At 48.5% G+C, this 15,104-nt stretch carries 9 protein-coding genes; all 9 read right to left on the bottom strand.

What is annotated here, in order from left to right; all coding sequences use genetic code 11:
* Positions 1-94: 94 nt before the first annotated feature.
* Positions 95-2,116, bottom strand: a complete 2,022-nt coding sequence (locus LL912_RS18745) for an ATP-binding protein (protein ID WP_235555134.1) — start codon at positions 2,114-2,116, stop codon at positions 95-97.
* A 412-nt stretch (positions 2,117-2,528) separates the two neighbouring features.
* The gene (locus tag LL912_RS18740) at positions 2,529-3,059 is read right to left on the bottom strand and encodes a CRISPR-associated endoribonuclease Cas6 (protein ID WP_235555133.1); all 531 of its coding nucleotides are present in this window, start codon (positions 3,057-3,059) and stop codon (positions 2,529-2,531) included.
* Positions 3,060-3,489: 430 nt separating this feature from the next.
* A complete protein-coding gene (locus LL912_RS18735) occupies positions 3,490-4,893 on the bottom strand; it encodes a c-type cytochrome domain-containing protein (RefSeq protein WP_235555132.1) in 1,404 nt (467 codons plus the stop codon).
* A 6-nt stretch (positions 4,894-4,899) separates the two neighbouring features.
* The gene (locus tag LL912_RS18730) at positions 4,900-5,835 is read right to left on the bottom strand and encodes a sugar phosphate isomerase/epimerase family protein (RefSeq protein WP_235555131.1); all 936 of its coding nucleotides are present in this window, start codon (positions 5,833-5,835) and stop codon (positions 4,900-4,902) included.
* A 16-nt stretch (positions 5,836-5,851) separates the two neighbouring features.
* On the bottom strand, positions 5,852-7,360 hold the full coding sequence (locus LL912_RS18725) for a DUF1501 domain-containing protein (RefSeq protein ID WP_235555130.1): 1,509 nt from the start codon (positions 7,358-7,360) through the stop codon (positions 5,852-5,854).
* Between the two features lie 18 nt (positions 7,361-7,378).
* Complete coding sequence (locus tag LL912_RS18720) at positions 7,379-10,114, bottom strand: DUF1553 domain-containing protein (protein WP_235555129.1); 2,736 nt, start codon at positions 10,112-10,114, stop codon at positions 7,379-7,381.
* Positions 10,115-10,502: 388 nt separating this feature from the next.
* Positions 10,503-11,054, bottom strand: coding sequence for a hypothetical protein (locus LL912_RS18715; protein WP_235555128.1), 552 nt, complete (start codon positions 11,052-11,054; stop codon positions 10,503-10,505).
* Positions 11,055-11,199: 145 nt separating this feature from the next.
* Entirely contained in the window at positions 11,200-11,967 is a 768-nt protein-coding gene (locus LL912_RS18710) for a LytR/AlgR family response regulator transcription factor (RefSeq protein ID WP_235555127.1), read from the bottom strand.
* Positions 11,964-15,095, bottom strand: coding sequence for a ligand-binding sensor domain-containing protein (locus LL912_RS18705; protein WP_235555126.1), 3,132 nt, complete (start codon positions 15,093-15,095; stop codon positions 11,964-11,966). The genes LL912_RS18710 and LL912_RS18705 overlap by 4 nt, the downstream gene beginning before the upstream one ends.
* Between the last annotated feature and the right edge of the window lie 9 nt (positions 15,096-15,104).

The raw sequence follows: 15,104 nt of genomic DNA, 5'->3' as shown, positions 1-15,104 counted from the left end.
CAATAAAAGTCCGCCGGGCAAACAATTCTTCCGGAATGCGGATCTTTGGACCGTTTATCTGCCCGGAACGGTACAATCAACAACCCGTGGGTCTTTACTGTATGGAAAAAGATTCCGGCTTTTTGTCCCTGACCAGGCGAAGAATTTTGCTGTATAATTCCTCCCTGTTGAATGGTTTGGAAATAAAATCGTTGATGCCTACTGCCATGCAGCGTTCATATTCGCCCTGTATTGTATGTGCCGATAAGGCGATGATAGGAACGCTGTTTTTTCCGTTGCCCAGTAAGCGAATCCTTTGCGCCGCTTCATATCCATCCATTACCGGCATCTGAAGATCCATCAGGATAACATCGAAATCACCCTGCCGGTATTTTTCGAGCACTGCCAGGCCATTTTCTGCCAGTACTGTTTCAAATCCCTGCTTTTTCAGCACTTTTATTACCAGCATTTGATTGATCTTATTGTCTTCTGCAACCAATACCCGTATCCCGCTGCAATCTGTATCGATGATGCCGGTATATTCTATGACAGCCGGTTCGGTTTCCCGGCATCGCCTAAAGGAAAGCCGGAAATAAAACCGGGATCCGTACCCGGGTTTGCTGTCTACAAACAATACTCCGCGTTGCATTTCGATGAGTTGCTTTACAATGCTAAGTCCCAATCCGATACCGCCAAACCGGTGCGCCCTGGTATGGGCTACCTGCTCAAAACTCTCAAAGATCCGTTCCTGCTGCGCGGCGGGTATGCCGATACCGGTATCGGCCACTTCAAATTCAACCAGGCAGTCATCTTCGCGCGCTTCTGTTAAGCGAACCGATAGCCGGATCTCTCCGCGGGTAGTAAATTTAATAGCGTTTGACAACAGGTTCAATAGAACCTGGTTGAGCCGTACGGAATCACCCATTAGTTTTTCGGGCAGTTCCCTATCAATGGCACAATCGATGTTCAACCCCTTTTGCCGGGCCCTGGGCTCCATCATCAGTTTTGCGGTATGAACAATATCACGCGGACTGAAGGGCGCGTTTTCAAAAACGATCTTGCCGGCCTCCATCCTCGAAAAATCCAGGATATCATTTAAGATGACGAGGAGGCTATCGCCAGATTTAATAATGATGCGGATGTACTCCTGTTGCTCCCGGGTAGTAAGCGAATCCTCCAGCAGGCGTGCAAAGCCCAGTATAGCATTCATAGGAGTACGTATTTCATGGCTCATTTTTGCCAGGAAGAGTTGTTTTGTCTTTTCTGAGGCCTCGGCCCTTTCTTTCTCCCGCTTCAGGTTTACACCAGTATCTTCCAGCTGCTGAATCTGGTGCAAATTGTGCTCCAGTTTATCAATCATCTGATTAAATGCCTGTGCCAGGCGTCCGATTTCATCGCCGGAATACACCTGAATTCTTGTGTTCAGCACCCCTTCACTTACCAGACCGGTACCCCGTATGATTTCCCGGGCACCTTTTACAATACTTCTGCTTACAGAAATGGCGATCAGCAGGCTGATGGTTCCAATGGTAAGCGACAATGCCAGCACCAGCCACAATACCATTCGTTCCAACCAGCGCGCACCGGCTCCCAGGATACGGGAAAAATCGTCTTCCAGCTGTGTAACCGTAATGTTCAATTGTTTTATGCTACTCAGCGATACATGAATCTCCTGTTTTGAGGTGGACGCCGTATTGATCTGATCGTGTAAGACATTCCCCATCCGGATCAACTGATCCAGGCTGGCGTCCGCTGCAGACCAGATCGCAATGGCTTCTTTAAGAAAGGACACCTTCTTAAACCGCAAAAAAAGCCGGATTACTCCATCTATATCCTCCGGATGATTGCGCCCTTCCAGCATTCCAAGCCTTGCTGCAGCAATATCCGGCTTGCTGACCGAGAGCGCCAGCCGGAGTTTCCGGTCGCCCATCGGCACTTTGAGAAAATGGAGATAATCCTGGTAATCGCTTTCATCCCGCGAATGCGCATACAACAACAGGCTGGTGACTGCATTCTTCTGGCCTTTTGACCATAGCCCTTCTCCGTTTACAAATGCCCTGGTTGCCGAAAGCGTTCCCAATGCCCACCAAAGAATACAAAGTTCCAGCAGGAGCAATATGGCCATTATTCCAATCATAAAGTACAGCTTTTGCGCAATGGCAATACTTCTGGACTTCTTTCTTAAAAATGAAGACAACATTAACAGCAGTAATGTAGGTTAAAGGGTATACGGATTTTTATTTAAAGGGTATAACAGCATGCTGTGTAAAACAAACACTCAGCAGCCGGGAAGTAACGGATACAGGAACATATTTTTCTGCAATCGCTTTTCCCCGGGAACAAGTTGCCGAATACCTGGCTTCTTAAGCAGGTGCCCCGGAGCTATCAACAGACCGGATGTTTTTTTATAAAGAAAAAGCCTCATTGTCAGGAACGGTTGTAGTCCTTAACGAATATAGGATTTTTTTAATAAATCTATTGTATTTAAAAGGTATTTGCCGGCGGGCCCAGGTGTGGAGGATGAAAAATAACTTCAAACCAGTATACCGTTACGGAACCTTAGTCATTATTTCCGGAGCGGCCACTTCCAGGAATCCCAATCCCTGGTGGTTATAAGCACCCATCCCGGTATTCAGCAAAAGGTGGAGAAACGGCTCCCGGGCGGTTACTTTCAGCACAAAGTTTAAACAGCCCCGGATGTTTTTTGTGGTTCCATCCTCATTGGTGATACTTGCAAACCGAAACCTGGTACGACTGGCAATACTTGCCAGTTTTGAGGTTAACAGTGCTTTTTCCGCAGTTGCAGTGTCATAGGTTTCTGCTATTTTCTGACGCCAGGAGGCATTAACAGCTTCGATAAATTCCGGTTCTTCCGGGAACAAAAAGGCTGCATTGGAGGGGTTGTGCAGTGCCACCGGTGAAACCGGCTTGATCCATAAAGAGGCAAAACCACCTTCTTCCGGCGTATACTCCGGTTCGGGCAACGGCTCCAGCCCTTTTATTTTAAAGGAAGCGGTCGTGTTTTCATCCCCAACCAAAAGCCGCTCATACTGAAAAAGCCCGATGACAAAGGATTTCATCTGTTCCGGTAAATGCAGCCCGAGAAAAAAAGAAAGTTCTTTATTCAATAACCATAACCGATCTTCCTCCGGCTTAAACGCACAATTCATATTTGAAAAGGAAAACAGTCCGGCACCCTGCCGATAGCCCTCCTCATGCGAAAAGGTGGTTGCAGCCAATTTACTTTTTGAAAGGATACGCCGAATTGCCACCGCTAAAGAGCTCTGATAATTAATGGGTAAGGCGGATAAACGGGCTGCTTGTAATTTTACTAAGAAACGCATTCTAAAAAGGCCTGCACGAATTGTATAAATTAAAATATTTGTATTTCGCAATAAAATTATTAAAACAATAGAGTAAATTCATTAAAAAATACATATTTATATAATACAAATATGTATCATTGAGGCCTTGGTGCTGCAATTGAATGATTGCCGGATAAATGTTGGGTTATTTCTTATTATCTGCTGTAACCAGCATTGTATCGGTTGGCAGGATGGGCACGACATAGCCGCCAGAGTCCAGTATTACTTTTGGAAACGATTGTTTCAATCGGGCCCATGCGGCCCCTCCAACACCTGTTTTATAGAGATAAAGGGTTCTCAGCGATTTCAGTTCCTTTAGGGATGCCAATCCTTTTTCCGTGACGGCCGTACCAACCAGGTTTAATACCTGTAATTGCTTCAGCGACCGGAGCTGTGACAGTCCTTCATCCGTTATTTTTGTGTTTGCCAATTGCAGCCGGGTAAGATGCGTAAATTTTGCAATGACCGCTAATCCCTCGTCATTGATATTGCTGTCGTCCAGCTTTAGCCATACAATCTGTTTTTTCAAAGGCTCCAAAAGTTTAACCAGTTCCTGCGCCCTACCGCCGGCGGCGACAAAGCTTACCGAAAGGTAATTGGTTTCATTGGAAACCGGAACGGCCATAATACCTGCTTCTTTCAGTTTCGTCAGCGCGCCCTCATCCGCCGCGCCTACTTCATCTTCCGGCAGTTCCGTATTTTTTGCAGTATTACCGGAACGGCCCGATTGCAGCGCTGCCAGTACGGGTTTTATTTTATCCGGCTGCGGCAATTCCTTTACCTTTTTTGTAAAGCTATTGCCGGTACTTATCCACCAGCTCAGAATGGCTACTTCGTTGGGACTTAGCTGAGGTTTTTCCTTGGGCGGCATGTGATCGTCGTCGTTTAGCGGCAGCAGCAGCCGTTTTACCAGGATGCTTTCATCCGGCTTGCCGCTTTCGATGGCTTTTCCATCTTTTCCCCCTTTCAGGATCTGCACTTCTCCATCCAAACGCAGTTTGCCTTTTTGCTTGCTGCTGCCATGACAACTGTAGCATTTCCGCTGCAATACCGGCTGTACTACATCCGTGTACAGGACGGCTTCCTGTATATTGGGGATCGGTTTTATTTCCTGCTCTGCCCCGCCTCCGCCGATCCCGGCTGTCAGATAATCAGCGCCGTGGGTGAGGGAACCTCCCAGGTGCCCCGTAATCATAATCAGCACAAGGATGATTGCCGCTCCGAAGCGGGCATACCGGGCAGCCAGTGAGAGCCGGGTTGCAACATACAATATCAATGATATGGCTGCTGTGGCAATGCCCATCCATTGATGTTGTGCTACCAGTGCTTCGTCATAATCTCCGGTTAAAGACAGCAGGTAACCGGTGATACAGGAAACAAGAGCCGTTATTGCCCCCCAAAACAACAATACAGGAATGGCTGGCTTCAGCAGGGGATACCGTTTTGCAAACAACTGGAATAAGCAAGCCATCAGCAGGATGCCAATGGGCAGGTGCACCCATACAGGATGAAAGCGTCCGATAAAATCCACAAGTGCAAGCATCGTCATAAACAATTATTGATACCGGTTTCTAAGTGTTTTCATCATGTGTACATTGATCGCCCATTGATCGGCTACAGGTTGCTGCGTATAGGGCAACACCGGCATATAGGTAGGTGGACCAAATTCCGTAAGCACCGTCATTGTTTCGCCCCGTTGCCGTTTGCGTGCAGCGACCACGTCCCACCAGTCGAAATGCTGTTTTACGATCGTTTCCCATTCCGGCGCGCGGGGGTCGTTTACCTGCGGCCCTTCCGGATGCCCAATCCGGGCATGAATATGTTCTACTCTTGCCAGCGCCATCGCAACGGTTTCCTGCTGGTCGCCCAGCATGCTTTCATGTACATTACACCAGTGCGAAATGTCAAGTGTTACTTTTAACGACGGGTTCTTTTCAATGAACTGCCGGGCCACATGTGCAGCAAACAACATACGCGAACGATGGGTTTCGTGGCAAATGGTGATGCCGGTTTGCGTAGAAAGCCCGCTGGTAAAATCGATGAAAGCTTTGTTTTCTTCGTAGCTGAAATGATCCCGCCCAGAATGACAGTTGATGTACACCGGTTTTTGCGCCGGGTTTCCGGCGGCAGCGGAAGCGGCTTTTTTAAAGTATTCCAAATGCTCTTTCCAAACGGGCTGATAGCCCCCGCAAAGGAACCCCACCTCCAGCTGGTGCCTCTTTAATGCGTCAAACAGTTCTTTTTGCTGTGCCGCTTCTCCCGGCCACCAAACTTCAATACCGTCGTACCCTTCTTTTTTGGCAGCTGCACAAAAGGCATCTGCAGTTCCGTTAAATCCCCAGTTCGTAGCCATAACCACGAGCCGGAAACCGGCTTTTGCGGGCGCTTTCAATAACTCCGGCCTTGCCGCAACAGCTCCATAAGGGAAAAACAAACCCGCTGCAGCCGCGGCGGATGATGATTTTAAAAAGCTTCTTCTGCTATGATTCATATATTTTCAATCGCTGTTAGGCAATGATCTCCTGTATTACTTTACCCCCTACATCGGTCAAACGGAATGGCCGCCCCTGGTATGGATAGGTAAACTGCTCGTGATCGAATCCCAGTTGGTTTAAAATGGTAGCCTGTATATCAAAAGCATCTACCTTTCCGCTTACGGCACTGTACCCGATCTCGTCCGTTTCCCCGTGTGTATAGCCTTTTTTAATACCGCCGCCGGCCATCCAGATGGTGAATGCTTCGGTGTGATGATCCCTTCCTTTAAAAGGATTTTGCGCTCCATTCCGGTTTTCCATCATGGGGGTGCGTCCGAATTCGCCAGCCCATACCACCAGGGTTTCATCCAACAGGCCTCTTTGTTTCAGATCCAGCAACAATGCAGTAACCGGTTTATCCACGCTTCGGTATTTGTTAATGATACCGATATTGAGCGCATTGCTGGCGTTATCACCGTGCGCATCCCAGCCCCAGTCGAACAATTGTACAAACCGCACTCCTTTTTCCACCAGCTTGCGTGCCAGCAATACATTATTGGCAAAACAGGCTTTCCCGGGCTTTGTGCCATACATGTCATGGATGTACTGCGGCTCATCATTGATGTTCATTACGTCGGGCGCGGTGATCTGCATTCGGTAGGCCATTTCGTATTGGGAGATACGGGAAAGGATCTCCGGATCATTATAACCCTGATACTCCTGCATATTTGCTTTGTTAACGGCTTCGATGGAAGCCTTGCGCAGATCGCGGCTCATGCCATCCGGATCCTTGATAAAGAGCACCGGATCTCCTTCGCTGCGGCACTGCACGCCCTGGTATACTGAAGGCAGAAAGCCGCTGCCCCATACACTTTTGCCAGCATCCGGGAAACTGCCGCCGCTGGTGAGCACCACAAACCCGGGCAGGTTCTGGTTTTCGGTACCCAGTCCATAAGTAACCCAGCTGCCAATGCTGGGTCTTCCCAGCCGTGGACTGCCAGTATGCACCAACAATTGCGCCGGAGCATGGTTAAACTGATCGGTGGTAACCGCCTTCAAAAAAGAGATCTCATCCACAACCTGTGAAAGGTGCGGAAGATGCTCGCTGACCCAGGCACCCGACTGGCCATGCCGGGCGAAGGCAGCCTGCGGCCCCAACATTTTGGGAACACCGGTGATGAATGCGAACTGCTTCCCTTCCAGGAAGGAGGGCGGACAATCCTGGCCATCCATTTTCGACAGCTCCGGTTTATAATCAAACAGTTCCAGTTGCGAAGGAGCTCCGGCCATATGTAAAAAAATAACGCTTTTCGCCTTGCCCAAAAATGGCGGAGCCTTGGGTAATAAGGGATGCGCCGGATCAAATACAATGGAGTGTGCTGTCTTTTTCTTGCCACCGCAGCTTCCCAGCAGGGAGCCCATCGCCAGTGCGCCCAGGCCCATAGCACTTTCTTTGATAAAATGCCGCCGCGTGTGGGTGCGCATCACCATTTGCTCGGCCTCCCTTACCAATCGCTGATCAATCAGGTCTTTTTTTGTCATTGTAATCCTTTGCGTTGTTTAATTTTTCACAACTACTTCATCCAGGTTCAACAGGGCATTGGCTACCACCACCAATGCGGCCGTAGCCGGTACCGCTTTTTCCTGCTCTCCACCTACCATTGCCGTGGTTTTTTTTGCATCCGCTCTGAATTCTTTTAATGCCTGCTGGTACAACCCTTCAAACAGTTTCAGCTTCTCTTCCTTTATTGGCTTGTACAACATCAGCTGGTAGCCCTTTTTTATCTGCGCGGTGAAATCCTGGCCGCCTTCCCGCTGCATCCGGTAGGCCAAATGCCGCGCCATATCAATATAGGCCGAATCATTGAGTGTTGTTAATGCCTGCAGCGGCGTGTTTGTCTTTATCCGCCGTGCCGTGCATAATACCCGCTGTACGCCATCAAAGGAGATCATGGAAGGATAAGGAGCTGTGCGCTTCCAGTAGGTATATACTGCACGCCGGTACTGGTCCTCGCCGGTGCTGTTTTGCCACCGTGCACCGTTATATGGTGAAAGCCAGATCCCCTCCGGCTGCCAGGGCATTACACCCGGTCCATACATTTTAGCACTCATCAGTCCGCTGATACAGAGGTGCTGATCGCGCAACTGCTCGGCGCTGAGCCGTACCCGGGGCCCTCTTGCATAAAATTTATTCCCCGGATCTTTTTCTTTGAGTTCGGGGGTTAGCCTTGAGTTCTGCCGGTAGGTAGCACTCATCACTATTTCTTTCAATAGTTTTTTGATGCTCCATTTATACTCGTTCATAAACGTCCAGGAAAGATGGTCCAGCAACGCTTTATGCGTAGGCAGCATGCCCTGGGTACCCATATCTTCCAGTGTTTCCACAATGCCCGTTCCAAACAGTTGTTCCCAGAGCCGGTTCACCAGGGTGCGGGACACCAGGGGATTTCGTTTATCTGTAAGCCAAAGCGCCAACCCCATGCGGTTTTTGGGTGCATTGGCCGGCATGGCAAACTTCAATGATTGCGGTACCGAAGGTTCCACCGCTTTTCCCAACGTAAGCCGGTTCCCTCTTTCAAATACGTGGGTTTGCCGTTGCATCCAGCTGGGATTTTCCACCATGACCGGTGTAATAGTAACAGGAGCATTCAGCAGGTTCCAATACGTTTTTTTGTGTGCCTCAAAGTCGGGGCTGTCTTTTGCGGGTAGTTCCGGCAGAAAACCGAACCAGTCGAACGTCGCCATAATCTCGTCGCTCTCCGCCGTTGGGTTTTGATAGGTTACATATACATCGTGTACCCCGGTTGACGCCATCGTATTCACCATTCCATAATGCCACCGGTCTTCCGGCTGAACCAAATAAGTGCCCAGCACTTCGCCCTGCGGCTGGTCCTTCCTGAAAATAATTTTACCGCCCGGTTTATTGGAATGGAACATAAAAACAATTTGTCCCATACCATCCAGCTGGATATGCTTCAGGCGTGCATGCGAGTGGTTCCGCATATTTAAAGGACCGTTTTTATTGGTCGGCAGCGCGTTTTCCAGGCTATCAGCCGTGGTTGCATAAAAAGCAGGTTGCAGGGTCTTCAGGAAATGGCGTACGCGCTCCGACTGTTCGGCGGTACCATTGTCTTTGATCCACCGGGTCAGTTGCGTTAATTCATTTTTAAGGGAATCGTTGTATTCTCTCAGGACGGGATATTCACCCGGGATATCATTGTCTCTCGTATTATTAAAATACGCCATGAATTTATAATATTCATCGTGCCGGAACGGATCATAGGGATGACTGTGGCATTGCACACAGGAAAAAGTTGTACCCATCAGGGATTCCCAGGTTGTATTCACCCGGTCCATCACTGCTGCCACCCGGAATTCCTCGTTATCAGTACCCCCTTCATCATTGGTCATGGAATTACGGCTGAATGCCGTGGCGATGTATTGCGCGTCTGTGGGATCCGGCAACAGGTCTCCTGCAATTTGCTCGGTTAAAAAGACATCATAGGGCTTATCGGTATTGAATGCATCGATCAGCCAGTCGCGGTACCGCCAGATATTGCGTCCGCCATCCGATTCGTAGCCCTTGGTATCGGCATACCGTGCAAGATCCAGCCACATGGAGGTCCATTTTTCACCAAAATGCGGCGAGGCCAGCAATGCATCCACCAGGCGCTCATATCCTTTATCATCACTGCTTTTCAGGTATTGATCCGAAATTGCAGAATCGGGATACATACCAATCAAATCAAGGCTCACCCTCCGTAACAAGGTTTGGGGGTCGGCCTGTGCCGCCGGCTCCAGGTCTTGTGCATCCAGTTTTTCATAAATAAACCGGTCTATATCATTCCGGATCCAGGCATTGTCTTTATCCGGTATATCCGTTTGTTTTACCGGCAAATAGGCCCAATGATCCCCCCATTTGGCGCCTTGCCTGATCCAACGGCGCAAAATGTCTATTTCATCTTCGCTCAGGGGCTCGTGCTTATACGGCATGCGCTCCTCCGGATCTTTTACCGTTAGCCTTCGGATCATTTCACTGTTGTCCGGATCACCGGGAATAATGGCCGGTTTACCGGATTCTGTTTTTGCCAGGGCTTCTTCCCTGAACAAAACGCTAAAGCCTCCCTTCGCTTTCACTCCTCCGTGACAGGTAATACATTTTTTATTCAGGATCGGTTTTACATCGGCACTAAAATCCACTTTCTTTGACCGGCTGGTAAAGCATGCAGCAATACCCGTTGTAACTAAAGCGGCCAACACCAGCAGTATCTTCCTGTTGTAATAAAAGTGCACCATCGTTTTTTTGCAATCATTAATCGGACCGGTCCGGGGGAAATCACCGGCACGCGGCCGTTTCTTCTTCTCAAACTTACTAAAGTTTGATGTTCCGCTGAAGAAAAGTTGTCGCTTTTAAGTAAAGACTGGCAAAAGTGGAACAATTCTATCCAAAAGCTATACTTTTTTAACAATGACGATCGTGTATAGGCGCGTTTATCCGTTCCGTTTTAAATACATACAGCAGATCTTCCCATTTCCGGCGGTTGATGCAGATGGTTCCCGCAAATGTGCACAGCCGATGATGTTGCCGCGTCACCATATCCAACATTCCCGTTCACCGGACTGATACCAGGCTGGTGTATTCAGCAAACGGTCTTAATCGTTGGGGGCCGGTGCACTTTTATTTTTATTCACCTGCGGCTTCAAATTTCCAGTAGAATTTAGCGTTTCCTTCTTCAATGGGTTCGAACCGCAGTTCGAGGGGGGACGCCGCATCTGACATATACGACCGTAAGGCATCGCCGTTTCGCTTTATGCTTTTAATATACCAAAGCCCTGCCTTGCCCGGAACCGGCGTTATCTTATACGATACATTGTCTAACTTATAACTTACCACGGGCGTATGATCGTTTCCGGACGGAAACGGCTGAAACCACAGATCTTCCGCATCGCCCGCCAGCTTTATGGTGTAGGTTATATTTTTTTCCGTGGCGCTTTTTGTAACCATCCATTTTTGCAGACCGCTGCGGCGGAAGGGCTTCAGAAATACGTTCTGTCCGAGCGAAGCGGCTTCGGGTGTTAGTGCAGCATTTCCGTTAATAATGAAGTAGGTGCCGCTGGTGATCAGCATTTCATTTGTTGCCACACCTTGAGTTGATCCTTTTTCTGCTTGGCCAAATGTATGACCCGCAACCAGGTAACCAGTTGTCAGCAACAACAGGAATATACGTTGTTTCATAGTTTTTGCTTTTAGTTGCTAAAGCTAAACAGGTTTAGTAAAACCGGAAATACCCAAATTAAGCGAGAATCGGATTACTCAGGCATGGAAGCCCAAAAGGGAAATCCTTTCGGCATCTTTTACAAGCGTTTATGCCGGATACCGATCAATATTTATAATATTCCCGCATTCTTTTTATAAAGACTTCTTTTTTTCTCCGCGACACTTCTACTTCATGTCCGTTGGACATCAGCACGCTTCCGCCTTCGCCGCGAATGTATTCTTTAATATGTTCGAGGTTAACCAGAAAGGATTTGTGTACCCGTACGAAAGAGCTGTCTTCCAGCAGGGTTTCGTATTCAAAGATCGGTTTACTGGAACAAAGCGTACTGCCGTTGGCCAGGTAAAAATTGGTATAATTACTGCTTGCCTCGCAATAAATAATGTCGGGAATCTCGATCACCTTAACACCCCGGAGCGAGGGCACGCACAGTTTCATTTTCTTTACAGCACCATTCTGCTGCAGGTTGTGCAAAAAGGCATTCAATTGCATGCCTTCACTTTTATCGGTAATCCGTTTGGAGGCCCGCTGCACTGCTTCGGCGAGCAGCTCATCCTCCACTGGTTTGAGAAGATAATCAACGGCGCTGAACCGGAAGGCCTGCATCATATAGCTGTTGTGCGCGGTTACAAAAATGATCTCAAACGAGATGCGGTCCAGGCTGCGCAGCAGGTCGAAACCATTCTTTCCCGGCATGGCCACATCCAAAAAAACCAACTGCGGCTGCAAGCGTTTTATTCTTTCCAAAGCAGCATCAACGTCCTGGCAGCAGGCCAGGATCTCAACTTCGGGGCAATTCAGCTGCAATAATTTTTGCAGGGAAGAAAGTCCCCTAGGCTCATCATCTACAAGCAGGGCGGTAATCGGGTTCATGATCTGTTGATTTGAAGCGGCAGGGACAATTGTACGATCGTGCCGGTTCCTGTATGGTTTTCAAGATCCGTTTTGTCATAAATATGCACACTGCTGCTAAGGTCATACTTTTCGTTGAGCAACCGTATCCGGTTGGCGATATTCTCAATACCAACGGAATGATGTGTTTTGCTTCCGTTGATCTTATTCTTCAGCGACTGCCGGATGCCGATGCCATCATCTTCTATAACGCAAAGAAGCTGTTCCTCCTGTTTTTTAAAATCGATCCGGATATCAATGTTTTTGTGGCTAGCGGTGGTGCCGTGCCAGAGCGCGTTTTCCACGAAAGGCTGAATGAGCATAGAAGGCAGTAACACTTCATCCGGGTCCAGGTCGTCGTCTGCAAGGATGCGGCTGGTAAATTCTCCGTTGCGGATCTGCTCCATTTCAATATAACGGGTAAGATGATCTATTGTATGGCGAAGCGTAACAAAAGGTTTACCCGACTGGTCCAGCGTGGTGCGGATCAGTCCTGCAAATTTCCCAAGGAAATGGGAAGCCTCTTTGTTCTCGTTGCACAGGATCATTTCCCGGATGCTGTTAAGGCTGTTAAATACAAAATGCGGGTTCATCTGCGCCCGCATGGCCATCATTTCTGCTTCAGCAATCTGTTGTTTCAGTGTGGCTTCTTTCCTGATGGCCTGCTCTCTTCTGCGGATAAAGATTCCTGCCAGACCAGCCAGCAAAAGCACTGCAGCCGTTTTGAACCATCCTGTATGCCACCAGGGAGCACGGATGGTAATCCTAAGTGTTTGCACCTTCCTGCTCCACTGGCCATCGCTGTTAGCAGCCTTCAGTTCAAAGACATAATTTCCCGGCGGAAGGCTGGTAAACTGTGCCATATTTGAAGTACCGGGTGTGCTCCATTGATCATTCAGCCCCTTGAGCCGATAGCTGAACTGGTTGTTCTGTTCATTAGAGAAATTGTTAACGGCAAAATAAATTGTAAGGAAATTTTCAGTATGGCTGAAGGTAAGCGTCTTAATGAATGCGGGGTTGCCGCCAGGCTGCTGCAGCCGGTCATTTACCATTACAGATGTCACCAGCGGTGTTGGGCTAAACTGATTTTGCCGCAACTGATGCGGGTTAAATACAGTAATGCCTCCTACTCCCCCAAACTGGATGGTGCCATCCGAATCGGTGAAGGCACAGGCCGTATTATACTCCAGGAAGCTTAGGCCGTTACCCAGGTTAAAATGCTTTTGCACCTCAAAACTGCGGGGACTGATCCTGTATAAACCCATATTGGTACTCACCCAAAAATACCCCTCTTTATCCTTCTGGATGGCATAACAAACCTTGGAAGCCTCCTCCGGCCCGGGCTTGATATGCCGGATCAACTGCTGCTTCTTAACATCATATACTACGACTCCATTATCGGTAGCTACCCAAAAACGGTCACCGTCGGGATAAAGATGCCGGGCATATATCGAAACATTCAGAACCGGCTCAATCACCTTAAATGCCTGTGTTTTATAATTGTATTGCACAAGCCCCGCACCCACCGTGCAGATCCAGAGCTCGTTGCCTGGTCCTTCGTAAATATACCTGCCGGTGAGCAGACTCCAGCGGCCTGTGGTCAGAGCCGCCAGTTGTAAAATTGTATCCGGGCAGGCATGCCACTGCTCCTCTTTTATAGAAAAAAAGCCCGGACCATTTTCGGAAGCCGTAAACAGACTGTCTGCATTTTTTAATTTTATAAGTGCATACATTTTTTTCGCAATCGGCAAAGTGCCTTTTTTGTACCTGATCTTCCCGGATTTCCGGTTCAACTGCATCAGTCCGCCCCAGCTGGCGATCCAGAGATTGCCCTGCTCGTCTTCCGCCATGTCGTAGATCGTGTTATTAGAAAGGCCATACTTTTCGGTGCCAGGCTGTATATGAAAACGGTTTGTTTGCTGTTCCCATTTCAATAGCCCGCTATTCTGTGTACCAATATAACGTGAACCTGAAGCTGATTTAAAGATGTCAAAAATCATATTATCCGGCAGGGAAGCATTCCCTAAAGGGTCACTGCTTATGATGCCAAACTGGTATCGGAGCGGATCATATTTAGCCACGCCGTTTCCGCTTACCCCGCACCAGATGATACCCTGACGGTCGCAAAACAGCGACAAGACAAAGTTCTTTCCCAGCGACCGGGCATCGTATTTATCGTGCCTGGCGGAAAGTATCGTTCCTGTATGCGGATCATAGCGAACGATACCGCTACCCCGGGTGCCGATCCATACATTTCCGGCCGCATCACCGGCAAAACAGCCCATACCCAACGCATCGATCTTTAGCCGGGCAATCTCGGCTGGTGCTTCCACCGGATCGCGGATGGTATAACATCCTCCTGCAAGCGTGCCCACCCAAAGCATACCGCCGTGAGAAAACAGGGCTTTAATTTCAGGAAAGTAATGGTTTTTGTATAGGGGCGCTGCAGTATAAGCATTCCCTTCCGAACGCATGATCATCAGCTGATCCAGCAGTGCTACGATGATCTTCCCTTTATGCCACACAATATCATTGACGCTGTTGCGGTCATTTTTATTATCAAAGAAGGTTTGAATGGATTGTGTTTTTATATTTAAACAGATCAACCCCTTGTTGTAGGTTACGAACCAGTATTCGTCTTCCTTAAATGCAACAATCCGTTTTATGGCAATCGCTTCAAGCGAGGTGGCAAAAGGATACCGTTCACCGATGCGTATCAGGGAGTCGCCGGCGGAATGATAAATACAGGCTCCCCGGATGGTGCCCACCCACAGCAGTTTTTTATACGGATCAAAAAAAAGAGATGATATATAATGTGAAGGCAGCTTCATTCCGCCGGCAGACTGTGGCAGAAAAACTTTAAACGAGCACCCGTCGTAACGGTTCAACCCGTCCTGGGTTCCAAACCACATAAATCCCAGGTCGTCCTGGGCAATACTGTAACAACTGTTTTGTGAGAGGCCCTGTTCAGAAGTATAATTTTCAAAATGCAACTGCTGCGCAACCAGGCCTCCTGCATAATAAAAACAAAATCCTGCCAGCAAAATAAGACAGAAGCCTTTTTTCCGGGCACAGGTAATGCCCCTACCTATGGTTCTTAAAAAGTTCAAGCAGGTATC

This window comes from Niabella agricola (genome assembly GCF_021538615.1).
Lineage (GTDB): Bacteria > Bacteroidota > Bacteroidia > Chitinophagales > Chitinophagaceae > Niabella > Niabella agricola.
This window is presented reverse-complemented; position numbering and strand designations above follow the sequence as displayed.